We start from the raw sequence: 23,385 nt of genomic DNA, 5'->3' as shown, positions 1-23,385 counted from the left end.
CCGACCCGCCTTGTCACCCGGCGTTGGCCAGTCGGGACAGCGCGTCGGCGATGACGCGATCGCGATCGGCGGCAGCGTCTTGATAGCGCATCGCCATCGCTGGCGTCGTGTGGCCGAGCCTCGCCATCAACTCTGCGACCGTGGCGCCGGAGGCAGCTGCGAGCACCGCGCCGGTATGGCGGAGAGCGTGGAACGACAAGTCTGGTCGCCCGGCGTCGAGCTTGGCCCTCGCGAACGGGCCGCGAAAGCGGTGCGGCGAAAGTTGCAACCTGACGCTCTTCGAGTCTGGGAACAGCAACGCGTCTTGCCGGCCGCCAACGCGTTCTCGCATGTGGTCCGCGAGCAGCGGCAATAGGTGGGGAGGGATGGCGACGTCGCGCGCACCGGCCTCGGTCTTGGGGGTATCCACCACCGGCACGCCCGTCAGCCAAGTCACTCCCCGGCGCACACGGACCACCGCGGCGTCGAGATCGAGATCAGCGCGTCGCAGCTCCGTGACCTCCCCGAAGCGAAGCGCACACCAGGCGCCGAGAAGGATCATCGGCTGGTACTGAACGTCCACGGCGCTGGTGAGCGCCTCGAGCTCAGCGAGCGAAGCAGGTCGGATGTTCTTCGCACGCCTGCGGACGGAGCCTGCTCCCTCGACGCGGCACGGGTTCGACTCGATCAGCGTCTGACGCCAGGCGGTATTCAGCATGGTGCGGAACAGCGCGTAGACGTGAGCGCGTTCGGTGCGCCGATCGGGCAGAAGCGTCCCGTACCACTCGCTCACGGTCGCCGGCTTGATGTCGACCAACCGGACGTCACCCCACGTCGGCTCAAGCGACTTGACGAACTGCCGGGTGTAGAGCGTCCGGGTCGACTCCTTGAGGTCGCGTTGCTCGAGCCAACGCCGGCCGAACTCGCCGAAGGTCGTCACGACGGCGCTCGGGTTGACCTTGCCCTCGCCGATGAGGACGCGCTGCTTGGCGAGCCACGCGGTCGCCTGAACCTTCGTTCCGAAGGTGTCCGGCGCGGTGATCGACTGCTCGGCTCCGGGCACCTGATAGCGGGCCTGGTAGCGGCCGCTAGGCAGCTTCCGGACCGACCCGAAGTCACGTCGAGACACCTTTCGACCCTCCCCGGCGTGCCAGATACGTGCCAGAAGTCGGCGAAATCTGGTTCAACGGGGTTCACACTATCACCGGCGAAAGGTAGACAAAGGTGCAGGTCAGAGGCACATTCTTTCCGCTCGGTTCATCTCAGTTCATAGGCCACTTCGAAGGTTCGAGTCCTTTCGCGGGCACCATCTGAACTGCAGGAACGCCAGGCCGTGTCGCCAGCGCGCCGGCCGCGAGCCCTGCGACGTCAGTGCGCCCTCGATCGCATCCCGATCGCTGGATGAGGTGAGCGCTGACGCGTCGGCCGGGCTGGGCGGCGCTGGACGCACGGCCGTCCCACCGTCCCCGCTCGCCTCGTCGGTGCGCAGGATCGCGCCCGCGCCGGACCTAAGGTGGCCGGACACGTCGGGATCGACGAGCGCGCAACCCAGGGCCGGACACCCTGCCGCACCACGACGAGGACTCAATGGAGAGCATCACGAAGAACCGCCAGACGCCCGCGACGCTGCGTGCGATGGTCGAGCGTGCCTACGGCGCCGATCAGGTGCCTACCGGCGAGCCGGACACCTGGCTCGAGGAGCTGGGGCACGGCTGGTTCAACGTCGCGTACCGGATCCTGCTGCGCGACGGCCGCGCCGTGGTCGTGAAGATCGCGCCGCCGCGGGGCGTGCCCGTGATGCCCGCCGAGCGCGGTGCGATGCGCATCGAGCTCGACGCGCTGGCGCTGATCACGGCACGCACCGACGTCCCGGTCCCGCAGGTCGACCACGCCGACCTGAGCCACGAGCTCGTCGACGCCGACTACTTCTTCATGCCGTTCGTCGACGCCGAGAACTTCGGCATCATCACCGACGGCCTGAGCACCGAGCTGCGCGACTCGTACAACGAGGCGCTCGGCGCTGCCAACCGCGAGCTGAACTCGATCCGCGGGAGCTGGTTCGGACCGCTCGCCGGCCCGGGTGACCCGTCGTGGCGGGTCGTGTTCACCGGCCTCGTCGAGGATGTCCTGGCCGCCGGGGAGGCCCGCCACGTCGACATCGGCCGGGACTACGACGAGATCCGCAAGGTGGTCGCCCTGCACGCCGACGTCCTCGACGACGTGATCGAGCCGAGATTCGTCGAGTGGGACCTCTGGGACTCCAACGTCATGGTCCGCGACGGCAGGATCGTCACGATCATCGACCACGAACGCGCCCTGTACGGGGACCCGCTGATGGAGGCCGGCTTCGCAGGCACCTTTCTGTCCGACTTCGGCGACCCGACCGCGTTCATGCGCGGCTACGGCCAGGAGCAGCTCACGACGAGGGAGCAGACGCGCCGTGGCCTGTACTGCCTGCACCTGGTCGTGATCATGGCGATCGAGACCGTCTACCGCGGACACACGACCCCCACCCAGTACGACTGGGCACGCGAGAAGATCGGCCAGATGATGAGCCTGCTCACCGAGCCGTGAGCACCCGCACGCTCGACGCCGCCGCCCTCGGTGAACGGCCCGTGGGGCGGCTGCTGTGGCACGCCTGCACCCAGACCACCATCGCGGTCGGGGTCTACGGGATCTACGCGCTGACCAACGCCTGGTTCGTCGCCCGCGGCGTCGGGACGACCGCGATGGCGGCGGTCAACCTCGTCGCGCCGTTGCTCCTGGCGCTGGGCGCGGTCTCGACCGCCCTCGGCGTCGGAGCAGCCTCGGTCGTCTCCCGACATCTCGGTGCCGGCGACACGAGCACAGCCGCGCGCGCGGCTGGGAACGCCTTCACCGCGTTCTGGGCCACCGCCGTCATGATCACCGTGGTCGGGCTGACCGGGCTCGAGCCGCTCCTGCGGCTGCTCGGCGCCCACGGCGAGACCCTTGGCTACGCCCGCGACTACGCCGTGGTCATCCTGGCCGGTGCGATCGTCTCGACCGGGTTCTCCAGCCTGGTGCGCGCCGAGGGTCGGATGCGGTTCGCCACGATGCTGTGGGTCGTCCCGGTCGCCGTCCAGATCACCCTCGATCCGCTGCTGATCTTCGGGCTGGACCTCGGCGTCCGTGGAGCCGCCCTGGGAACGGTCGGCGGGCAGGCCGTCTCCGCCGCAATGAGCATGTGGTTCTTCTTCGCCCAGCGGCAGCGCCCGTACCGCATCCGCAGGTCCGACCTGCGTCCCCACCTTCCGACGGTCCGCACCCTCGTGGGCATCGGCGCCCCCTCGTTCCTCGCCGGCTTCGGCGCCACCCTGCTCGTCGTGGTCGTCAACACCACGCTGTCCCGGGTGGCCACCGCCACCGCAGCGCTCTCCGCGCTCGCCGCGTTCGCGATCTGCTCCCGCATCCAGACGTTCGTCGCCATGCCTCAGCTCGGTATCAGCCAGGGGATGCAGCCGATCGTCGGGTACAACGCCGGTCGCCGGCTCGCCGCACGCGTCCGACGCACCCGGATCCTGTCGCTGCGCGCCACCCTCGTCTACAGCACCGTCGCCGCCGGCTCCGTCGCGCTGCTCGCCGAGCCCATCACCGCCGCCTTCGTCGACGACGCCGCCGTCCACGCCGAGTCAGTCGACGCTCTGCGCATCCTGGCGATCGGGTTCGCCGCTGCCGGCGTCACACCTCTGGTCTCCGCGTACTTCCAGGCTCTCGGCCGACCGCGACCGTCGTACTTCCTCTCGGTCGGCACCCTCCTTCTCGTCAAGGTCCCGCTCGTGCTCGCCCTCGGCCACACCGGCCCCTCAGGCACCTGGATCGGCCTGGCCGCGGGCGAGCTCCTGTCCGCGGGAGTCGCGCTGCTGGTGCTGCGCCGCCTCGATGTCACGGCCGCGCGCGGCGGGGGCGCGACATCGACGACGAACGCGGTCGACCTGCCGCTAGGGCACTGAGGTCGGGCTGGGACCGGACCGGCCGTCCCGCCCCCTTCCCCGTGTCGTTGGCGACGACAAGTCCGTTCCTCAGTTCGTTCGACGCTGGTCAGGCCTCGTCGAGCCGGGTGCGCAGCTCCTCGTCGAGCACGAGGTCGAGCGCGCCCAACGACTCGTCAAGCTGCGCGACCGAGTGGGCGCCGACGATCGGGATGACGGGCGTCGGCCCACCGAGCAGCCACGCGAGCGCGACCTGGTTCGCCGTGGCGCCGGTGTCGCGCGCGACCTCGTGCAGCACCTCGACCCGACGCCGGCTGCTCGGGTGGTCGGCGCCGCCGAACAGTGGCTTGTCGGCGCGCGTGTACGCACCCTGGTGCAGCGGCGAGTACACGGTCACGGCGAGCGGCGGGCGGCCGTCGACACCCGTGGACGCGGCGTAGTCGAGCAGGTCGCCCGACACCCAGTTGGACCGGAACGGAGTCGGGCTCGGGTACACGTAGCCACCCTGCTGCTGGACGAGGCCGTACGGCTCGACGCCCAGGCGGGCGGCGGTCTCGCGTGCCTCGACGACGCGCCACGTCGTGACGTTGGAGATCCCCGGCACGCCGACCACGCCGTCGGCGACGAGCTTGCCGAAGGCTCCGACGGTCTCCTCCAGGGCGGTGTCACGGTCGTCCACGTGGCCATACAGGACGTCGATCCGGTCGACGCCCAGGTGGCGAAGGCTCGTGGCGGCTTCGCGCTGGATGGTCTCGGCGGCCAGGCCCTGGTAGTTGGTCGGGGGTGTGCCCGAGAGGGGCAGCGCCGGGTCCTTCTTGGCGGCGCCGCACTTCGTCGCGATGCGGACGCGGTCCCGTAGCCCGCGCGAGGCCAGCCAGGCGCCGATCACGTCCTCGCTCTCGTGCCCGTGGCCGCCCGCGTCCCAGGCGTTGTAGTTGTTCGCTGTGTCGAGGAACGTGCCGCCGGCGTCCACGAAGCGGTCGAGGACCTCGAAGGCCACCTCGCGCGGGGTGTGCGTGCCGAAGCGCATGGTGCCGAGGCACAGGACGCTGACGTCGGTGGAGGTGGGGCCGGAGCCGATGGTGCGCTGCTGCATGGTGTTCTCCTCGTGCGCTCATTGGTGACGGGTTCGACGTTAGGCGTGCAGCGGACCGGGAGTACGGTCCATTCCTGTGGCAGACGACCAGACCAATCGTTGGGTCGGTGACGCGCTCGTCACCATCGAGGGCGGCCAGCCGGCTCACGTCGCGCTCGAGCGCTCGCTGCGCGCCGCGGTCCGCGAGGGACGGCTCCGCCCGGGCGACCCGGTGCCGCCGAGCAGAGCGCTGGCCCGCGACCTCGGCGTCTCGCGGTGGGTGGTCACGCAGGCGTACGGGGGTCTCGTGGCCGAGGGCGTGCTGGACGCTCGCACGGGCGCGGGCACGCGCGTCGCGTCCACGTCGTGGCCTACCCTCACGTCCACCCGAGCTCCCGACCGCGCGGTCCGTCCGCGGCCCGCGTTCGACCTCGGGCCGGGTGTGCCGGACCTGCGCCACCTGCCGCGCGCGGCCTGGGTCTCGGCGGTTCGCACGGCCGTCGCGTCCGCGACCCCTGGCGACCTCGTCGCGCCCGACCCTCGCGGTGTGCCCTCGCTGCGGCAGGCGCTCGCCGATCGGCTGGCCGTGACGCGTGCGGTGCTCGTCGATGCGGACGCCGTCGTCGTGACGCACGGCGCATCGGACGGCACGATGCGCCTGGCGCGATCCCTGCGCGCCGCGGGCCATGACTCCGTGCTCGTCGAGGACCCGAGCTGGCCGCGGCTGCGCGACGTCGCCGCGGCTGCCGGCTTGCACCCTGTGCCGGTGCCGGTCGACGAGGACGGGGTGGACACCGACGCGCTCGTGCAGGCGGCCGAGCGCACCGGGGCTCGTGCCTCGCTGGTGACGCCCTCGCACCAGTTCCCTGTCGGCGCCGCGCTCGTCCCGGCGCGGCGTGAGGCGCTCGTCCGATGGGCCCGCTCCGTCGACGGAGTGATCATCGAGGACGACTATGACGCCGAGTTCCGCTACGACCGCCGCCCCGTGGCGGCTCTGCGCGCGCTCGCGCCCGACCGCGTGGCGCTGGTGGGCTCGTGGAGCAAGACGCTCGCCCCGGGGCTCGGCATCGGGTGGCTGGTCCCTCCTGACGACGTACCCGCCGCGCGCGCAGGGCTCGACGTCGACGCGAGCGCTCCCCCGTCGCTGCACCAGCTCTCCTGCGCCGCGCTGCTCACCGACGGGGGTTACGACCGGCACCTCCGTTCGGCCCGCGCTCGGTACCGGCGCCGACGGGCGGCTCTGCTCGCCGCGCTCGAGCGATGGCTGCCGAGCCTGCCCGTGACGGGGCTCGCCGCGGGACTGCACGTCGTGCTGGGGCTGCCGCCGGGAGCCGACGAGGACCGCGTGGCCCGGCTGGCCGCGCGACGCGACGTGCGCGTGGTGCCGGCTGGTCGCTATCGCGTGGGGACCACGGCCCGCCCACCGGCGCTCGTCGTCGGGTACGGCAACCTGGTCGACGCACGGCTGGACGAGGCGGTGGCCCGCCTGGCCGCGGCCGTCAGTGAGGCGGCGCCGTCCGCAGCACGCGAGCTCGCCGGCTCACGAGCTCTGGACACCCACGAGTCATAGCCGAGGCCGTGGGTGCTGCTGGGTCCAGCCGCCTTCGTCGCCACCGGATGAAGCGGCGCGCGCGGACGGAATGGCAACGCCGTGCGGCCATCTGCGGTCCTCGCGCTACCGCGACGGCCCTCGTCGCGCGGGCGGACGGCGGCGACGACCGTCAGACAGCCGAGAGCATGAGCGAGACGGCGAACCCGACGGCGACGAGCGACCCGGTCCTGACCTTCTCGACCTCGTACGCTTCCGGAAGCATCGTGTCCGCGATCATCGCGAGCAGCGCACCGGCGGCGAACCCCTGGGCCATCGCACCCGTGCGGCCCGATGCCGGGTCGAGCAGTGCGTAGCCCGCGGCCGCGCTCACGGCCGCGACCACGATGACGACCAGCCACATGCGGGTCACGCGGCGCAGCGACCAGCCCGCGGTGCGCAGCCCGCTCGACGAGGCCAGGCCCTCGGGAAAGTTGCTCAGCAGGATCCCGACCAGCAGCGCGATGCTGACCTGGCCCTCCAGCACCGTCAGACCGAGCACGAACGACTCCGGGATTCCGTCGAGGACCGAGCCGAACACAATCGCGAGAGGCGACCCGCTCGCCTGCGCGCCGCCGGCGTCCTTGCGGTCGCCACCGCCCCGACGCTCGAGGAACCAGTCGCCCACGGTGAACGTGGCGGCGCCCACCAGGGTCGCGAGGCCGACGAGTCCCACGTCGGCGGTCTCGAGGGCCTCGTCGACGAGCTCGAACGCCACGGACCCGATGAGCAGGCCCGCGCCGAGCGCCATCACGGCGGCGACGAACCGCTTGCCGGGCGACGCGCGGTAGGCGAAGAGCGCCCCGACCAGCAGGGCCGATGCGCCGACCGCACCCCACAGGAACGCCTCGAGCACCGGGACTCCTCCGCAGACCAGCGAGCTACTGACGGGCCATGGCGATGCGCAGCCGCTCCTCGGGGTCGATGAAGTGGTCGTGGTCGTCGGTGCCGACATCCAGCTGCACCCAGTGGATCTTCCCCGTGAAGCGGCTGGTCCGGGCGTCGTAGCCCGAGCTCACCGAGGTGCCGGACTCGTACCCGATGTCGGTGGTCTCGTCGGCGGAGAAGACCATCGGCTGCGTCGCCCCCACCCGCCCCGAACCGACGGCGGTGCCGTCGTGGTACAGCGTCACGTCGCCGCCCTTGGCCAGGCCGCCGCCGTCGTACGCGAACTCCATGCGCAGCTGGTGCGTGCCGGCCGGCACCGGTTCGTCAGCGGTGACGGTGAACTCCTGGATCCCCAGGACGTTGTACGTGTACGTCAGGCGACCCCGGTCCACCCACACGCTCCAGCCGCCGAACCGCCCACCCTGCGCGATGAGCACACCGTGCACACCGGACTCGGGGACCTCGACCTCGGCCGTGATCGAGTAGGAGCGGTTCTTCATGCTCACGACGCTGTTCTCCGAGAGTCGGCCCATGCCGGCGAAGAACAGCTGGGACGTGCCGCGCAGGAGCGTCGGCCGCCCGGCCATCGACGGTTCCAGCCGCTCGGACGTGCGGTCGTCGATGGGCAGCACGTTGTACTTCGTCGCCTCGATCAGCCAGAGGCGCTGGAGCTTCGCGAGCAGGTCGGGGCGGTCCGCGGCCAGGTCGTGGGCCTGGCTGAAGTCGACGGAGCCGTCGTAGAGCTCCCACACGTCGTCGTCGAACGCCGGCACCGTGCCGCCGACCATGATCCAGGGCGTGCGGTGCTTGGTGACTGCGCTCCACCCGCGGTGGTAGATCCCGCGGTTGCCGAACATCTCGAAGTACTGCAGGTCGTGGCGTTCCGGGCTGTCCTGATGGTCGAACGTGTACAGCATGCTCGTGCCCTCCATGGGCGACTGCTGCACGCCGTTGACCATCGCCGGCTCGGGCAGCCCGGCGGCCTCCAGGACGGTCGGGGCGATGTCGATGACGTGGGTGAACTGGGAGCGCAGCCCGCCCTTCTCGGCGATCCCGCTCGGCCAGTGCACGATCGTCCCGTTGCGGGTGCCGCCCCAGTGCGACGCGATCTGCTTGGTCCACTGCAGGGGCGAGTTCATCGCCCAGGCCCACCCCACCGCGTAATGGTTGTACGAGGACGGCGAACCGAGCTCGTCGAGCTTGCTGACCAGGAACTCGGGCGTCTCCAGAGCAGCCATGCCGTTGAAGTTCGCCATCTCGTTGAACGCGCCGTTGAGCGTGCCCTCGGCCGACGCGCCGTTGTCGCCGATGATGTAGTAGACGAGGGTGTCGTCGAGGATCCCGAGGTCGTCCAGGGTGTCGACGATCCTGCCGACGTGGTGGTCGACGTGCTCGAGGAACCCGGCGTAGACCTCCATCTGGCGGGCCAGCACGGGCTTGAGCTCGTCGGGCATGTCGTGCCAGGAGGGGATCTCGTCGTGCCGGGCAGTGAGCTCCGCGTCCTGCGGGATCACCCCGAGCTCCTTCTGCCGGGCGAACGTCCGCTCACGCTGCGCGTCCCAGCCGTCGTCGAAGGCACCCGCGTACTTGTCCGCCCACTCCGTGGGCACGTGGTGCGGGGCGTGCGTGGCACCCGGTGCGAAGTAGACGAAGAACGGCTTGTCCGGCATGAGGGCCTTCTGCTGCCGGATCCAGCCCACCGCCCGGTCGGCCAGGTCCTCGGTGAGGTGGTAGCCCTCCTCGGCCGTCGCGGGCGGGTCGACCGGCGTCGTGCCCTCGTACAGCGCCGGGTCCCACTGGTTGTTCTCGCCACCGATGAAGCCGTAGAAGGTCTCGAACCCCCCGCCGCCCGAGGGCCAGGCGTCGAACGGCCCCATGGGTGACGACTGCCAGACGGGCACCTCGTGGCACTTGCCGAACTGCGCCGTCGAGTACCCGTTGAGCTTCAGCGTCATGGCGAGCGGCGCCTTCGTGTTCGGTCGCACGGAGCTGTTGCCCGGCGCCGAGGTTGCCGTCTCGGTGATGCTGCCCATGCCCACCGAGTGGTGGTTGCGGCCCGTCAGCAGCGCCTGTCGCGTCGGAGCGCACAGCGCCGTCGTGTGGAAGCGGTTGAAGCGCAGCCCACCGCTGGCCAGCCGTTCCGCCGTCGGCGTGCTGCACGGGCCGCCGAACGCGCTCGACGCGCCGAAGCCGACGTCGTCGAGCAGGACGACGACGACGTTCGGTGCGCCCGGCGGCGGGAGGAGCGGCTCGATCGGCGGGAACGCCGTGTCCGGATCCTTCGCGTCGTACGTCGTCAGCGTCGGCGACGGCCGGTCCGGGATGGGCAGCATGGTGCGGGCGTGGTGGTCGGGGCGCATCGGGTCCTCCGTCCGGAATCGGGCAGTGTGCCCGCCTTCCTCGACACTAGGGGCGCCCGCCCCGACATCACCAGGAGACCGCGTCCGCGACGCACCGGAACCCGACGTTGCCGGCCGACGAGTCCGGGGCGTTCGAGCTGCGCGAGTCGACGCGGTAGCGGAAGCAGTACGACTCGTGGCACAGGTACGACCCGCCCCGCATGACCCGCGCCGAGCCCTGGGCCGGTCCCGTCGGGTCGGAGCCGGCCGACGATCCGTACGTGTCCGTGGCGAACCAGTCCTGGCACCACTCCCAGACGTTGCCCGTGGTGTTGTGCAGCCCGAAGTCGTTGGGCGCGAACGCGGCCGCCGGTGCCGTGCCCAGATAGCCGTCCTCGAGGGTGTTCCGCGCCGGGAACTCCCCCTGCCACACGTTCATCCGGTGCTCGCCACCGGGCTCCCGCTCGTGTCCCCACGGGTAGTGCGCACCCTCACGACCGCCCCGCGCCGCGCGCTCCCACTCGGCCTCGGTCGGCAGCCGGAGCCCGGCCCACGAGGCGAACGCGGAGGCGTCCGACCAGCTCACGTGGACGACGGGATGTCCGGCACGGTCGCCGACGTCGGAGTGCGGCCCCTCCGGATGCCTCCAGTCCGCACCCTCGACCTGACGCCACCACGGCGTCCCGACCACAGCACGGGTCGGCGGGAAGTCGTCGGGAAGCAGGCCTGCGAAGACGAACGACCACCCGTAGACCTCGGCCTCCGTGCGGTACCCCGTCGCCTCGACGAAGCCGGCGAACTGGGCGGTGGTCACGGCCGTCCGCATCATCCGGAACGGTCGGAGCGTGACGACGTGGGCCGGACCCTCGCCGTCGGAGGGGTACCCGTCAGGCCCGTCGTGACCCATGACGAACCCACCGCCGGGGACGTCGACCAGGTCGGCCACGACGGAGGCGCGCAGGGACGCAGCCGCGTCCCGCCCGAGCGTGGGGACTCCGAGCGTCAGGGGTGCCGGGTCGTGGGCGGCCCCGGGAGCGCAGCACGCGTGATCGGTGGTCACGACGCCATCCTCCTCGCGGGCGGGAAGGGGTGCCCCTGGCCCGTCGGTGGTCGGGTCGCCTACGACCCGGCCAGCGGGACCGAGGTGTTCCGCTCCCCGTACCCCGCGGGGGTCGGCAACGTCTCGCCCATCAACGGCCGGCTCGTCGGCATCGACACCACGACCGACGGCAACGACTTCTCCTACGTCCTGCTCCGGTGAGGCGGGTCTAGCGGGGGCTCGCCGACCTGAGCTCGCTGTCGACCTCGTCGACCCAGCGGGCGACGTGCTCGGCGTCCCGCCAGTCTCCGGACAGCGTCTTGGCCATCGTGCTCGCCGGGAAGCCCTTGGCGTCGGGCTCGAGGCGGCCGCCGAACGTCTGCACGCCCCGGGCGCCGATCGTGGCGGCCGCGTCCTTGATGTGGGCGACCGGCGGGATCTGCTTGGTCTCCGCCGTCCCGTCGAGCGGTCCCGTCGCGACGAGCCACACCGGCAGCGTGGAGAGGCGGTCGGCCTGCCGCTTGACGAGCCGGCGCGCGTCCTTGTGCCAGCGACCTGCGTAGAGAGCGCCTGCGACGATGACCGCGTCGACGTCCGTCAGGTCCGCGACCTCGGCCGCCGGGCGGACCACCGGGTCGTGGCCGCGGCGGCGCAGGTCGTCGCCGATCAGCTCCGCGAGGCCTTGGGTGCCTCCCCTGGACGTCCCGTAGGCAACCAGTACGTGCGTCACGATGTCCTCCCACCCGCGAGCGACCAGCGCACCTGCGCGGTCCTCCTTGATGGTCGGTCAGGGGCGTCGCGCGCGGCAGGGCCGGAGGTCCCTTGTCCACGCCGACGTCGGCTCTCACCCCACACGGCGGCGAACCACGGGAAAGAATGACCCCGTGACGACCGCCGCGCCCGACCACTCACGCGCCGACGTGCTGCCCGCACCGTGGTCCCTCCCCGCCGAGGAGGTGCTGGCGGCGGTCGCCGGCTCGCCCGACGGGTTGACCGGCCGCGACGCCGAGGAACGAGTCGCGCGCGACGGCCGCAACGAGCTGCCCGAGCCGCCGCAGGAGTCGGTCTGGAGGCGCCTGCTGAGCCAGTACGCCGACATCCTGATCTACATCCTGATCGGGGCGGCGGTGCTCAAGGCGCTCACCCAGGACTGGGTCGACTTCGCGGTGATCGTCGTGGTGATCGTCGCGACCGGCCTGATCGGGTTCATCCAGGAGGGGCGAGCCGCGTCGGCGCTCGCCGGGCTGCGCCGGATGCAGTCGCTGGACGCGCAGGTGCGACGCGACGGCGACTGGGGGGTGGTCGACGCCGCGAGCCTCGTGGTCGGAGACGTCGTCCGGGTGCGCGGCGGGGACCGGGTGCCGGCCGACGTCCGGTTGCTCACGTCGGCCCAGCTGCAGGTCGACGAGTCCGCCCTGACCGGGGAGTCGGTGGCGGCGAACAAGTCGAGCGAGGCCAACGAGGCGGACGCGGGGATCGGCGACCGGACGTCGATGCTGTTCTCCGGGACGATCGTGACCGCCGGCAACGGCGAGGGGGTGGTCGTCGCGACGGGGTCCGGCACCGAGATCGGCCGGATCTCCGCGCTGGTCACCGAGCAGGACGCGATCGACACCCCGCTGGCCCGGCAGCTGGCTCACCTGGGCACGCAGCTCTCCGTCCTGATCGGGGTGCTCGCCGTCGTCATGCTGCTGGTCGGCCGGTTCGTGCACGGACTGGGTGTCGACGAACTGATCTCCGCGGCCATCGGGTTCGCGGTCGCCGCGGTGCCCGAGGGGCTGCCCGCCCTGGTGACGATCACGCTCGCGCTCGGCGTGCAGCAGATGGCCAGGCACCGCGCGATCACGCGGCGGATGGAGGCCGTCGAGACGCTGGGCTCGACGACCACCATCTGCTCGGACAAGACCGGCACGCTCACCCAGAACGAGATGACCGCCCGCACGGTGGTCACGGCCGCGGGCACCTACGACGTGGAGGGCACCGGCTACGACCCCGTCGGCCGCGTCGCCACCGCCGAGGGCACGACGGCGACGCTCGACGCGCACCCCGACCTCGCGGCGCTCGTGCTCGCGGTCACCCTGTGCAACGACGCGCGCGTCGAGCAGACCGAGGACGGCTGGCGCGTCGTCGGCCAGCCCACCGAGGGCGCCCTCGACGTGCTGGCGGCGAAGGCCGGGGTGGACACCGCCGGCACCGCGCGGGTCGGCGCGGTGCCGTTCGACTCCGCGCACAAGTTCGCGGCGACCCTGGACGACGTGCGCGCGAGGCGAGTGGTGCACGCGGTCGGCGCCCCGGACCGCCTGCTCGACCGGTCCGGCACCGAGCTCGCGCCCGACGGCGGCGTCAGGCCGCTGGACCGGGCCGCGTGGGACGAGCGGATCGACGCCCTGTCCGCCCTCGGCCTGCGGGTGCTCGCTGCCACCGTCCGCCCGGCGGACGGGGTGCACGAGATCGCCCTGGACGACCTCGACGACGGCCTGACGTTCCTCGGCGTCGTCGGCATCGTCGACCCTCCGCGCCCCGAGGCCACCGCGGCGATCGCCGAGGCCCACGCGGCCGGCATCCGCGTGAAGATGATCACCGGCGACCACCGCGGCACCGCGACGGCGATCGCCCGCGAGCTGGGCATCGCCCCGGAGCACGGCAAGGTCCGCGCCCTGACCGGTGCCGACCTGCAGGCGATGGACGACGAGGAGCTGCGCGAGGTGGTGCGCGACGTCGACGTCTTCGCCCGCACGTCCCCCGAGCACAAGCTCCGGATCGTCCGCGCCCTGCAGTTCCACGGCGAGGTCGTGGCGATGACCGGCGACGGCGTCAACGACGCCCCCTCGATCACCCGGGCCGACGTCGGCGTCGCGATGGGGATCAAGGGCACGGAGGCCACCAAGGAGGCCGCCGACATCGTCCTGGCCGACGACAACTTCGCGACCATCGAGCGCGCGGTCGAGGAGGGCCGGCGGATCTACGACAACATCCGCAAGGCCGTCGTGTTCCTGCTGCCCACCAACGGCGCGCAGTCGCTGGTGATCCTGGTGGCCGTGCTGGCCGGGCTGGCCCTTCCGCTGTCGCCCGTGCAGATCCTCTGGATCAACCTGGCCACCGCGATCACGCTCTCGTTGACGCTCGCCGGCGAGCCCGCCGAGCCCGGCATCATGGCGCGGCCGCCCCGGTCGCCGGGCGAGCAGGTGCTCTCGTCGCGCGCCATCGCGGTGGTCCTGATCGCCTCGGTGGTCCTCGGCGCCGCGACGCTGGTCGTCTACCTGCTCGAGCGCGCGCGGACCGGTGACTACGCCGAGGCGCAGACGTCGGCGGTCATGATGCTCGCCCTGGGCCAGCTCGCCTTCCTGCTGAACTGCCGCCTGCTCAGCACGTCCGCCTTCACCACGCGGGTGCTCACCGGCAACCCGAGCCTGTGGGTCTCCGCGGGGGCCCTCCTCGGGCTGCAGCTCGTGTTCACGTACGCGCCCTTCATGAACGCGTGGTTCGGCTCCACCCCGATCGGGCTGCACAGCTGGCTCCTCACAGCCGGGATCGCCGTGCTGGTCTTCCTGGTGATCGAGGCCGCGAAGGCGGTGCTGCGCGCTACGCGTCCGGGGCCCGGTAGAAGTTCCGCTCCCAGCGGTGGCGCCGGATGACGTCGCGCTGGGAGTCGGTCAGCCGGCGGCCGTCGCTGGTCGTGGCGTTGCGCTCGACGTTGCGCACCGTGCGCATGCCCGCGATCACGGTGGACACCGCGGGCTGGTCGAGGACGTAGCGCAGGGCGAGGTCGGGCAGCTCGTCGGGGCTGACGCCCAGGTCGTCGACCAGCGCCCGCACGCGCTGCTCGACCTGCGCCGGCCGGTCGCCGCCGAAGTACCTGTTCCGGAAGTCGCCCTCGGGGAACGTGGAGTCCGCCGTGATGCGCCCGGTCAGCCCGCCCTCGTCGAGCCCGACGCGCACGATGACGCCGACACCGTGCTCGGCGCACGCGGGCAGCAGGTGCTCCTCGGGCTGCTGGTGCCACGCGTTGTAGATCACCTGCACGGTGTCGACCGTGCCGCTGCGGACGAGCCCGAGCGCGTTCTCCGGCTGGTAGTCGTTGATCGAGACGCCGAAGAACCGGATCTTGCCCTCCTGGCGCAGGTCCGCGATGGTCTCCAGCCAGTCGCCCCTGCCCACCCACTCGTCGCTCCACACGTGGAACTGCAGGACGTCGAACGCCTCCAGCCCGGAGGCGGCCAGGCTGGTCTCGAGACTGGCGCGGATGTGGTCGCCGGGGAACGTCTCGTCCGGGTGCAGGCCGTCGGGTGCCGGCCAGATGCCGTTCTTCGGCGGGACCTTCGTGGCGACGAGCACGTCCGGGTGGTCCCGCAGGACGCGCCCGACGATCCGCTCGCTCTCGCCGTAGCCACGCGCGGTGTCGATGAAGCTGACGCCCAGCTCGATGGCGCGGTGCAGCGCCGTCACCGACTCGTCCTCCTGGGCTCCGATCCACGCCGAGGCGCCGATGCCCCAGGCGCCGTACCCGATCTCCGAGACGGTCAGGCCGGTCTTCCCCAGCTGGCGGTACTCCATGCGCACTCCTCGTGAGGTCCGGCTGTGACGCCACCCACCCTCTCGACCCCGACGGCGGCGCGAGCCGTCTGCGCGGCCGTCGTGACGTGCAGATCCACCCGATCGCCAGAATTTCTCACCCGGAGCGGGTCCCATGCCGATAGGACCAGTGGGGGCCGACACGAACCGACGCCAGACGGGACCGCCTCCCCCAGCGGACCGACGTCGACGCCGCAGGAGGTAGACCGTGACGAGCCACTACTTCGCCCCGACGCCCACCACGGGCGTCGCCGCCCTGACCAACCGCGAGCGCGTCGTCCTGGCGCACCTGCGCGAGGACATCACGCTGCAGGACATTGCCGAGCGGCTGTGGGTCACGCGCAACACCGTGAAGTCCCAGCTGCGCAGCGCGTACCGGAAGATGGGCGTGTCCACGCGGGCCGACGCCGTGGCCTGGGCGCGCGCGCACGGGATCTGAGCCTCCGCAGGACGCACCGCCAGGGCCCTACGGCCCACCCGTGTGACGGGAATCTCACCTGTGCTGGTACACATTTGACAGTCGCGGAGCGCGTCGGTTTCACTGCCTCCGGGCGTCTTGACGCCCCCACCCCGGCCGTTCGAGGCACGGGGGGTCGTCGGCTCCGAGCCGACGCACGACGAGAGGTCGACCGATGGACACGCGCGTGACCCGCACCCGGACTGCTGAGCCCGCTGGGCCGGCCGTCATGTGTGCCGTGCGCCTGCGTGCCTGTCCGACCTGTTGTCAGCACTGACCCGCTGACAGCCCCCTGTGCCCCCCGGGGCACACCTGTCGCTCCCTCGCCCGCGCGATCACCCGCGCCTGGCGTCCCCGCACACAGCCCCCGGCCGTCGCCGTGACGGCCCGTCCCCAGGAGAACCCATGTCCGAGTCCGTCCCCGTCCTCCCGCCGAAGAGCAGCGGCAACCGCACCGGCCTCATCGCCGGCATCGTCGTCGTGGCCCTCGTGATCGTCGGCGCCGTCGTCTTCTTCGCCACCCGCGGCTCGTCCGACGAGCCCGCCGCCTCGGGCGGCTCCACCCCGGCCACGGTGGTCAAGCTGGGCACCACCGACGTGTCGCAGCCGCACTGGGAGATCCTCAAGGACCTCGCCGCCGAGGAGAACATCGACCTCGAGATCGTCGGCTTCTCCGAGTACACGCAGCCCAACCCGGCGCTGACCGAGGGCGAGATCGACCTCAACGCGTTCCAGCACATCCTGTATCTGGCCGACCACAACAACAACACCGGCGACGACCTGCAGCCGATCGGCTCGACGCTGATCGTGCCGCTGCCGCTGTACTCGGACAAGCACGAGGAGGTCAGCGAGTTCACCAAGGGTGAGCAGGTGGCGATCCCGAACGACGCCACCAACCAGGCGCGTGCGCTGTTCGTGCTCGAGAGCGCGGGGCTCATCACGTTCACCGGCGAGCCCAAGGTCCCGACCCCGGACGATGTCGACACCGCGGCGTCCACCGTGGTGGTCCGCTCGGTCGAGGCCTCGCAGACCGCCGGGCTGATCGGTGACCCGGACATCGCCGGCGTCGTCGTCAACAACAACTTCGCCTCCGACGCCGGCTTCGACCTCGACGGCTACGTGTACGCGGACGACCCGTCCTCGGCCGGCGCCCAGCCGTACATCAACGTCATCGCGGCCCGCCCGGACGACGTGGACAACCCGGTGTACCAGCGGATCGTCGAGCTGTACCACGACGTCACCGTCACGGACTCCGTCGTCGAGTCCTCCGGCGGCACCGCGGTGATCGTCGAGGGCTACGACGCGGCGAAGCTGCAGCAGGTCCTGAAGGACACCCAGGCCAACCTCAAGGCCGCCGGCTGATCCCCCGCCCGGGCAGGGACACCCCCGCACCCGTCCCTGCCCGGGCGCACCCTCTGAGAGGCAGTGCGTGTCCCCCATCATCGAGTTCCGCGACGTCAGCAAGGTGTTCGAGTCCCCGTCGGGACCCATCCGCGCCGTCGACGGCGTCGACCTGTCCATCGAGGCCGGCGAGGTCTTCGGCGTCATCGGCTACTCCGGCGCCGGCAAGAGCACGCTGGTGCGTCTCATCAACGGGCTCGAGCGGGTCACGTCCGGGCAGCTGGTCGTGGACGGTTCCGACGTGGCGACGCTCAGCGAGCGCCAGCTGGAGCTCAAGCGCCGCGACATCGGCATGATCTTCCAGCAGTTCAACCTCTTCTCCTCCCGCACGGTGGCCGGCAACGTGGCGTTCCCGCTCAAGGTCGCCGGCTGGCCCAAGGCGGACCGCGACCGCCGGATCGCGGAGCTGCTCGACTTCGTGGGCCTCCTGGACCGCGCGCACTCGTACCCCGACCAGCTCTCCGGCGGTCAGAAGCAGCGCGTGGGCATCGCCCGCGCGCTCGCGGCGTCGCCCAAGATCCTGCTCGCCGACGAGTCCACCAGCGCGCTCGACCCGCAGACCACGCAGGACGTGCTGCGGCTGCTGCGCAAGGTCAACACCGAGCTGGGCGTCACGATCGTCGTGATCACGCACGAGCTCGAGGTGGTCCGCGCCATCGCCGACCGGGTCGCGGTGCTGGAGAACGGCCGCGTGGCGGAGCACGGCACGGTGTTCGACATCTTCACGCAGCCGCAGGCGGAGGTCACCCAGCGGTTCGTGTCGACGGTGGTCCACGACCGGCCGCGCGGCGCCAACCTGGAACGCCTGCGCCAGACGCACGAGGGCCGCATCGTCACCGCCACCATCGCGGACGGCAGCCGGCTGGGTGCGATCCTCGCCTCCGCAGGCGCGCTCGGCGTGACCTTCGAGATCATCTACGGCGGCATCGGCACGCTCCAGGACCAGTCGTTCGGCTCGCTGACCCTCGCGCTCGACGGGCCCGACGAGGCCGTCGAGACGGTCGTCGGACGTCTCCGTGAGGTCACCACCATCGAGGAGGCACGATGACCGAGACAGTGCCCGCGCTGCTCCCCACCGCCAACGAGTTCGACTGGTCCTTCCACGGGCCCAAGCTGGTCCAGGCGCTCGGCGAGACGCTCTACATGGTGTCGGCGACCCTGCTCATCGGCGGGCTGCTCGGCCTCGCGCTCGGCCTCGCGCTCTACACCACCCGTCGCGGCGGGCTGCTGGCCAACCGGGGCGTGTTCGGGGTGGCCAACCTGCTGGTGAACATCTTCCGGCCGATCCCGTTCCTCATCCTGCTCATGGTCATCGCGCCGGTGACCGTCGGCCTGATCGGCACGCGCCTGGGCAGCACCGCGATGATCGTGCCGCTGTCGTTCGCGGCGACGTTCGGCGTGTCCCGGATCGTCGAGCAGAACCTCGTCGCGATCGACCCCGGCATCATCGAGGCGGCGCGGGCGACCGGCGCCAGCCGGTGGCGCATCGTGAGCACCCTGGTGGTCCCCGAGGCGCTCGGCCCGCTGATCCTCGGGTTCACGTTCGTCTTCGTGGCGATCGTGGACATGTCCGCGCTGGCCGGCACGCTCGACGGCGGCGGGCTGGGGGCGTTCGCCCTCGACTACGGCTACAAGCGGTGGAACTACGCCGTCGTGTGGATCACCGTGATCGTGATCATCCTGCTGGTCCAGGTGGCGCAGGCGATCGGCAACCGCCTGTCGCGACGCGTGCTGCGCCGCTGACGCCCTGAGCGCGTGTGGGTGCCGCGGGCCAGGATGGCGTCGTGCCCCAGGACCTCAGCGCCGTCCCCTGGCCCGTGCGCACCGCGCGCCTCTGTCTGCGCCCGGCGACGCCCGACGACGCCGACGCCATCTGGCAGGTCCGCCGGCGACCGGGCGTCGACGAGTGGCTCAGCCACGACGTCGGCGACCGCGAGTCCTACGTCGACCGGCTCCGGGACCCCGATCGCCTCGCCGTCACGCTGGTGATCGAGCTCGACGGGCAGGTCGTCGGCGACCTGATGCTCCAGGTCGAGGACTCCTGGGCGCAGGGCGACGTCGAGCGTCCGCAGCAGGCGACCCTGGGCTGGGTGCTCGACCCGGAGCACGGCGGGCACGGCTACGCGACGGAGGCGGTCGCCGCGCTGCTCCGGATCAGCTTCGAGGACCTCGGGCTGCGCCGCGTGCGGGCGTACTGCTTCGCGGAGAACGAGCCGTCCTGGCGCCTCATGGAGCGGCTCGGGATGCGCCGCGAGGAGCACAGCGTCCGGGACTCGCTGCACCGGACCCGGGGGTGGCTGGACGGCTACGCGTACGCGCTGCTGGCCGACGAGTGGCTCGCGCGGGAGTGACGTCGCGAGCCTCCCGCGCGGTCCTGCGCCGCTGACTCCTCCCCCTGGGGGGTGCGCCTGATCCCGGTTCACCCTCCGTTCCCGCGCCCTGGGGGTATCCCCCGAGGCGAACGGTCCCCAGTGCACACGACGGTGGTGCGCAGGAACTGACCGGAGGAGCGCAGGGTGTCGACGACGACGGGCCGGACGAGCAGGTCGCGGGGGTGCCCGTGAGCCTGTTCGTGGAGCTGGTCGGCTTCCTGGCGTCGGCCGTGTCGCTCGTCCTCTGGTGGCCCCAGGCCGTCCGGGTGTGGCGCTTCCGCCACGACCCGAGCGGGCTCGGCGGTGTGTCCGTCTCGACCCAGGTCCTGCTGCTCGCCAACGCCGCGCTCTGGGCCGTGTACGCGCTGCTCACGGAGTCGTTCTGGGTGGGGGCGCCCGGGCTGGTGAACGCGCCGCTCGCTGTCGGCACGATCGCACTCGTCCGACGCGCCCGCCTGCCGCGCGCGTACGAGGAGGCGGTCCGCTAGCGCCCGTCCGGCGCCGGTTCCTCGAACCGGGCGAGCCACCGCCGCAGCACGCGCTCGAGCTGCACCACGTCCTCGGGCTCGAGCGCGTCGACCAGGCGCCGCTCGTTGGCCATGTGGGCGGCGAAGGCCGCGTCGATGACCTCCACCCCGCGCGGGCTGAGGGCGACGACGCGCCCGCGACCGTCCTGCTCGCTCGGTCGCCGGGTGACGAGCCCCGCGCGTTCGAGCCGGTCGATCCGCTTCGTCATGCCGCCGGACGTGACGAGGGTGTTCTCCGCCAGGTCCCCGGGAGTCCGCTCGAAGGGGGCGCCCGCACGCCGCAGGGTCGCGAGCACGTCGAAGTCCCCCTCGCTCAGGCCGTGCGCCCGGTAGACGGCGACGAGCTCGTCCGTGAGGTGACCCGCCACCCGGTGCAGGCGGCCGATCACGCCCTGCGGCCGGACGTCGAGGTCAGGACGCTCGCGCGCCCACGCCTGCTGGATGAGGTCGAGTCGGTCGGTCACGGGGACGACATTACCTTCCAGGCAAGATACTATGTCTTCCATGGAAGATACCCGGTGGCGCTGGTCGCTCCTCACCGCGCTCGCACCCGTGGCCTGGGGCACCACGTACGTCGTGACACGCCACGCCCTGCCGCTCGACGCTCCTTTGTGGGGATCGGTGCTGCGCGCGCTGCCCGCCGGGCTCCTGCTCCTGGTCGTCGCACGGCGGGAACCCCAGGGGTCCTGGTGGTGGCGGTCCGCGGTGCTCGGCACGCTCAACATGGGCGCGTTCTTCGCCCTCGTCTACGTCGCGGCGCAGGCCCTGCCGACGAGCGTCGCCTCCACGGTGATGGCCACGTCGCCGGTCGCGATGATGCTCGTCGCCTGGGCGCTGCTCGCGCAGCGGCCCCGGTTGCTCGGCCTGGCCGGCGCCACGCTGGGCCTCGTCGGGGTGGCGGCGATGCTCCTGCCGGGCGGCGCCGGGGTGAGCGCCGTGGGCGTCCTGGCCTCGGTCACGGCGATGCTGATGTCCAGCCTCGGCTTCGTGCTGGCCACGCGGTGGAGCGCCGGCGTCGACGTGGTGTCGTCGACCGCGTGGCAGCTGGTCGCCGGCGGCCTCGTGCTCCTGCCGTTCGCCGTGGTAGTCGAGGGCGGACCACCTGCACTCGACGGTCGCGCGCTCCTCGGCTTCGCCTACGTCTCGTTCGTCGCGACGGCGGTCGCCTACCTCGCCTGGTTCACCGGGCTGCGGCACCTGCCCGCCGGCACGGTCGGGCTCCTGGGCCTGCTCAACCCGATCGTCGGGGTGCTGCTCGGGGTCCTGTACGCCGGCGAGCGGCTCACCGGGGTGCAGGTGCTGGGCGTGCTGGTGGTGCTCGTCGGGGTGCTCCTCGGCCAGCCCTCCCTCCGGGCGTGGGTCGCCCGACGCCGCGGCCGAGGCAGTGCGGTGGCGGGCCCCGCCGCGGCGGCGCTTGTAGGGTCGCGATGAACCACGAGCCGTCGTGACGGGAGGGGCCCGCCGTGCAGCACGTGCACGTCTTCCTGCTGGTCGCCGGGGCTGTCGCGGTCACGGCGGTGTGCCGCAGGCGGGGGTGGCCGGCGCCGCTGGTGCTCGTCGCCGTCGCCATCGTGGTGTCGTTCGTGCCGGGCGTGCCGCGGTTCGAGATCGACTCTCACGTCCTGCTCGAGTTCGTCCTCCCGCCGCTGCTGTACTCCGCCGCGCTGTCCAGCTCCTACCGCGATTTCCGGTCGTCGCTGAGCTCGATCACCCGCCTGGGGGTGGGGCTGGTGCTGGTCAGCGCGGTCGCCGTCGCGCTGGTGTTCTGGTGGCTGGAGCCGTCGGTGCCGTTCGCGGCCGCGCTCGTGCTCGGCGCGGTCGTCGCACCACCGGACGCCGTCGCCGCGGCCGCCGTCGGCAAGCGGCTGGGTCTGCCCCGGCGCGTGATGACCCTGCTCTCGGGTGAGAGCCTCATCAACGACGCCACCTCGCTGACGCTCTACAAGGTGGCCCTCGCCGGGGTGGCCACGGGCGCCTGGGCCCTCGCCGACGGGGTCCTCACGTTCGCGCTCGCGGTGGGGGTCGGGGTGGCGGTCGGCCTGGTGATCGGCTGGGTCGTGCACGCGGTGCGGCTGCGGCTGGACGACCCGGTGGTCGCGTCCGCGATCGGGTTGCTGACGCCGTTCGCGGCGTACTGGTCGGCCGAGGAGATCGCCGGCTCGGGGGTGCTCGCCGTCGTCGCCGCCGGCCTGTACCTCGGCCACACGTCCCCGCGCGCCGGGTACGCGACGCGGCTCTACGAGGAGCCCATCTGGTCCACGGTGGACCTCCTGCTCGAGGCGTTCACCTTCGCGCTCATCGGGATGCAGCTGCCCTGGGTGGTGCGGGACGTCATCGCGTCCGACCAGGGCCTGCGTCACGGCGTGCTGGTCTCGCTGGTGGTCCTGCTCGTCGCCGTCCTGGTGCGGCCGGTGTACATCTTCGGCACCGCGCGGTTCGACCACCTGCGCCTGCGCGGCAGCCACCGACCACCCAAGGACTCGCTGTCCGCGCGCGAGTCCGCCGTGGTCTCGTGGGCCGGGATGCGCGGCGTCGTGACGCTGGCGGCGGCGGCCGCGATCCCGGTGACCTCGGCGGGCGCACCGTTCCCCGAGCGGGCCACCCTCCTGCTCGCCGCCTACACCGTCGCCATCGGCACCCTGCTGATCCAGGGGCTGTCGCTGCCGTGGGTCATCACGCGGCTGGGCGTCGGCTCGGCGGACGAGACCGCCCGCGACGCCGCGCAGGAGGCCGAGGTCCGGGTGGCCACCGCCGACGCGGTGCACGACGTGCTCGAGCGCCAGCGGGACGACTGGAGCCGGGACCTCGGAGCAGAGCGCGCCGACGAGCTCATCGACCGGCTGTCCGGCGTCTGGCGCGCGCGGGCCACCGCTGCGGCCGGACTGCTCGACCCGGACTCCGCCGACGAGCGGGTGCCCGACGAGCCGGACGGCACTGGCCTCCCACACCGCCCCACCGCGGAGGAGGGCCTGCGGACCCAGCGGCTGCGCCGGGAGATCGTCGCCGCGCAGCGCGGGGTGCTCATGGACCGGCGGGACTCCGGCGACCTGGACGAGGCGGTCATGCGGCGGATGATGCGCGAGCTGGACCTCGAGGACGAGAGCCTGTCGTCGTCATGGCTCACCCGCGTGAGCCGAACCTGAGACGTTCGGCCCATTCATCGGGCATGTCGGGTCCGTAGCGTCGTGGGCAGAGGGT

The 23,385-nt window shown here is 72.1% G+C and carries 21 protein-coding genes; 13 read left to right on the top strand and 8 right to left on the bottom strand.

The genetic code is table 11. The annotated features are described in order from the left end of the window. Window positions 1–13: 13 nt before the first annotated feature. The gene (locus ASD18_RS19320) at window positions 14–1,108 is read right to left on the bottom strand and encodes a site-specific integrase (RefSeq protein WP_056096244.1); all 1,095 of its coding nucleotides are present in this window, start codon (window positions 1,106–1,108) and stop codon (window positions 14–16) included. A gap of 458 nt (window positions 1,109–1,566) precedes the next feature. Between ASD18_RS19320 and ASD18_RS19315 the strand changes: the two genes are divergently transcribed. Then, window positions 1,567–2,553 carry a phosphotransferase family protein gene (locus tag ASD18_RS19315; RefSeq protein WP_056096241.1) on the top strand — a complete coding sequence of 329 codons (987 nt, stop codon included), beginning with the start codon at window positions 1,567–1,569 and terminating at the stop codon, window positions 2,551–2,553. Next, window positions 2,550–3,950 (top strand): MATE family efflux transporter, encoded by a 1,401-nt coding sequence (locus tag ASD18_RS19310; protein ID WP_056096238.1) that lies wholly within the window; start codon window positions 2,550–2,552, stop codon window positions 3,948–3,950. Before ASD18_RS19315 ends, ASD18_RS19310 begins: the two co-directional genes overlap by 4 nt. 88 nt (window positions 3,951–4,038) lie before the next feature. Here the strand turns inward: ASD18_RS19310 and ASD18_RS19305 are convergent, their stop codons facing one another. Continuing rightward, window positions 4,039–5,025 (bottom strand): aldo/keto reductase, encoded by a 987-nt coding sequence (locus ASD18_RS19305; RefSeq protein ID WP_056096235.1) that lies wholly within the window; start codon window positions 5,023–5,025, stop codon window positions 4,039–4,041. A 76-nt stretch (window positions 5,026–5,101) separates the two neighbouring features. On the opposite strand from ASD18_RS19305, the gene ASD18_RS19300 reads away from it, so the two are divergent. Then, window positions 5,102–6,574, top strand: a complete 1,473-nt coding sequence (locus ASD18_RS19300) for a PLP-dependent aminotransferase family protein (RefSeq protein WP_056096232.1) — start codon at window positions 5,102–5,104, stop codon at window positions 6,572–6,574. A gap of 151 nt (window positions 6,575–6,725) precedes the next feature. Here the strand turns inward: ASD18_RS19300 and ASD18_RS19295 are convergent, their stop codons facing one another. The 3 genes from ASD18_RS19295 to ASD18_RS19285 all read right to left on the bottom strand — a co-directional run bounded on the left by ASD18_RS19295 (window position 6,726) and on the right by ASD18_RS19285 (window position 10,879). Then, the gene (locus tag ASD18_RS19295; protein ID WP_056096231.1) at window positions 6,726–7,448 is read right to left on the bottom strand and encodes a ZIP family metal transporter; all 723 of its coding nucleotides are present in this window, start codon (window positions 7,446–7,448) and stop codon (window positions 6,726–6,728) included. A 25-nt stretch (window positions 7,449–7,473) separates the two neighbouring features. After that, window positions 7,474–9,840 (bottom strand): arylsulfatase, encoded by a 2,367-nt coding sequence (locus ASD18_RS19290; RefSeq protein ID WP_056096228.1) that lies wholly within the window; start codon window positions 9,838–9,840, stop codon window positions 7,474–7,476. A 67-nt stretch (window positions 9,841–9,907) separates the two neighbouring features. Then, window positions 9,908–10,879, bottom strand: a complete 972-nt coding sequence (locus tag ASD18_RS19285) for a formylglycine-generating enzyme family protein (RefSeq protein WP_235522476.1) — start codon at window positions 10,877–10,879, stop codon at window positions 9,908–9,910. Between ASD18_RS19285 and ASD18_RS20870 the strand changes: the two genes are divergently transcribed. Next, on the top strand, window positions 10,865–11,080 hold the full coding sequence (locus ASD18_RS20870) for a hypothetical protein (protein WP_082574289.1): 216 nt from the start codon (window positions 10,865–10,867) through the stop codon (window positions 11,078–11,080). The genes ASD18_RS19285 and ASD18_RS20870 overlap by 15 nt on opposite strands. 7 nt (window positions 11,081–11,087) lie before the next feature. Here the strand turns inward: ASD18_RS20870 and ASD18_RS19280 are convergent, their stop codons facing one another. Continuing rightward, complete coding sequence (locus ASD18_RS19280; protein ID WP_056096226.1) at window positions 11,088–11,588, bottom strand: flavodoxin domain-containing protein; 501 nt, start codon at window positions 11,586–11,588, stop codon at window positions 11,088–11,090. A 154-nt stretch (window positions 11,589–11,742) separates the two neighbouring features. Between ASD18_RS19280 and ASD18_RS19275 the strand changes: the two genes are divergently transcribed. Next, complete coding sequence (locus tag ASD18_RS19275) at window positions 11,743–14,493, top strand: HAD-IC family P-type ATPase (protein ID WP_235522475.1); 2,751 nt, start codon at window positions 11,743–11,745, stop codon at window positions 14,491–14,493. Here ASD18_RS19275 and ASD18_RS19270 read toward each other — a convergent pair. Beyond that, complete coding sequence (locus ASD18_RS19270) at window positions 14,441–15,412, bottom strand: aldo/keto reductase (protein ID WP_056096224.1); 972 nt, start codon at window positions 15,410–15,412, stop codon at window positions 14,441–14,443. The two genes, ASD18_RS19275 and ASD18_RS19270, sit on opposite strands and share 53 nt — an antisense overlap. A gap of 226 nt (window positions 15,413–15,638) precedes the next feature. On the opposite strand from ASD18_RS19270, the gene ASD18_RS19265 reads away from it, so the two are divergent. From ASD18_RS19265 to ASD18_RS19240, 6 genes are all read left to right on the top strand, one after another. Then, window positions 15,639–15,869 (top strand): LuxR C-terminal-related transcriptional regulator, encoded by a 231-nt coding sequence (locus tag ASD18_RS19265; protein ID WP_056096220.1) that lies wholly within the window; start codon window positions 15,639–15,641, stop codon window positions 15,867–15,869. A gap of 423 nt (window positions 15,870–16,292) precedes the next feature. Further along, a complete protein-coding gene (locus ASD18_RS19260; RefSeq protein WP_056096217.1) occupies window positions 16,293–17,249 on the top strand; it encodes a MetQ/NlpA family ABC transporter substrate-binding protein in 957 nt (318 codons plus the stop codon). Window positions 17,250–17,316: 67 nt separating this feature from the next. Continuing rightward, the gene (locus ASD18_RS19255) at window positions 17,317–18,336 is read left to right on the top strand and encodes a methionine ABC transporter ATP-binding protein (protein WP_056096214.1); all 1,020 of its coding nucleotides are present in this window, start codon (window positions 17,317–17,319) and stop codon (window positions 18,334–18,336) included. Further along, window positions 18,333–19,031, top strand: a complete 699-nt coding sequence (locus tag ASD18_RS19250; protein ID WP_056096211.1) for a methionine ABC transporter permease — start codon at window positions 18,333–18,335, stop codon at window positions 19,029–19,031. Before ASD18_RS19255 ends, ASD18_RS19250 begins: the two co-directional genes overlap by 4 nt. Before the next feature lie 41 nt (window positions 19,032–19,072). Then, entirely contained in the window at window positions 19,073–19,639 is a 567-nt protein-coding gene (locus ASD18_RS19245) for a GNAT family N-acetyltransferase (protein WP_056096208.1), read from the top strand. A 209-nt stretch (window positions 19,640–19,848) separates the two neighbouring features. Then, the gene (locus ASD18_RS19240) at window positions 19,849–20,148 is read left to right on the top strand and encodes a hypothetical protein (RefSeq protein WP_156388098.1); all 300 of its coding nucleotides are present in this window, start codon (window positions 19,849–19,851) and stop codon (window positions 20,146–20,148) included. Here the strand turns inward: ASD18_RS19240 and ASD18_RS19235 are convergent. Then, window positions 20,145–20,651: a MarR family winged helix-turn-helix transcriptional regulator gene (locus ASD18_RS19235; protein ID WP_235522474.1), complete on the bottom strand. Its 507-nt coding sequence runs from the start codon at window positions 20,649–20,651 to the stop codon at window positions 20,145–20,147. The genes ASD18_RS19240 and ASD18_RS19235 overlap by 4 nt on opposite strands. A 40-nt stretch (window positions 20,652–20,691) precedes the next feature. Here ASD18_RS19235 and ASD18_RS19230 point away from each other — a divergent pair, with 40 nt between their 5' ends. Next, entirely contained in the window at window positions 20,692–21,618 is a 927-nt protein-coding gene (locus ASD18_RS19230; protein WP_056096198.1) for an EamA family transporter, read from the top strand. A gap of 32 nt (window positions 21,619–21,650) precedes the next feature. Then, entirely contained in the window at window positions 21,651–23,330 is a 1,680-nt protein-coding gene (locus ASD18_RS19225; protein WP_056096194.1) for a sodium:proton antiporter, read from the top strand. Window positions 23,331–23,385 lie beyond the last annotated feature (55 nt).

Source organism: Cellulomonas sp. Root137 (assembly GCF_001426725.1).
GTDB lineage: Bacteria > Actinomycetota > Actinomycetes > Actinomycetales > Cellulomonadaceae > Cellulomonas.
The sequence above is the reverse complement of the archived record's forward strand: the minus strand, read 5'-3'. Positions and strand labels throughout refer to the sequence as shown.

Bases quoted from the DNA above. Each gene is read 5' to 3' on its own strand.
- ASD18_RS19315 (WP_056096241.1), top strand. From the start codon at position 1,567: ATGGAGAGCATCACGAAGAACCGCCAGACGCCCGCGACGCTGCGTGCG.
- ASD18_RS19305 (WP_056096235.1), bottom strand. From the start codon at position 5,025: ATGCAGCAGCGCACCATCGGCTCCGGCCCCACCTCCACCGACGTCAGC.
- ASD18_RS19290 (WP_056096228.1), bottom strand. From the start codon at position 9,840: ATGCGCCCCGACCACCACGCCCGCACCATGCTGCCCATCCCGGACCGG.
- ASD18_RS19270 (WP_056096224.1), bottom strand. From the start codon at position 15,412: ATGGAGTACCGCCAGCTGGGGAAGACCGGCCTGACCGTCTCGGAGATC.
- ASD18_RS19260 (WP_056096217.1), top strand. From the start codon at position 16,293: ATGTCCGAGTCCGTCCCCGTCCTCCCGCCGAAGAGCAGCGGCAACCGC.
- ASD18_RS19250 (WP_056096211.1), top strand. From the start codon at position 18,333: ATGACCGAGACAGTGCCCGCGCTGCTCCCCACCGCCAACGAGTTCGAC.
- ASD18_RS19230 (WP_056096198.1), top strand. From the start codon at position 20,692: ATGGAAGATACCCGGTGGCGCTGGTCGCTCCTCACCGCGCTCGCACCC.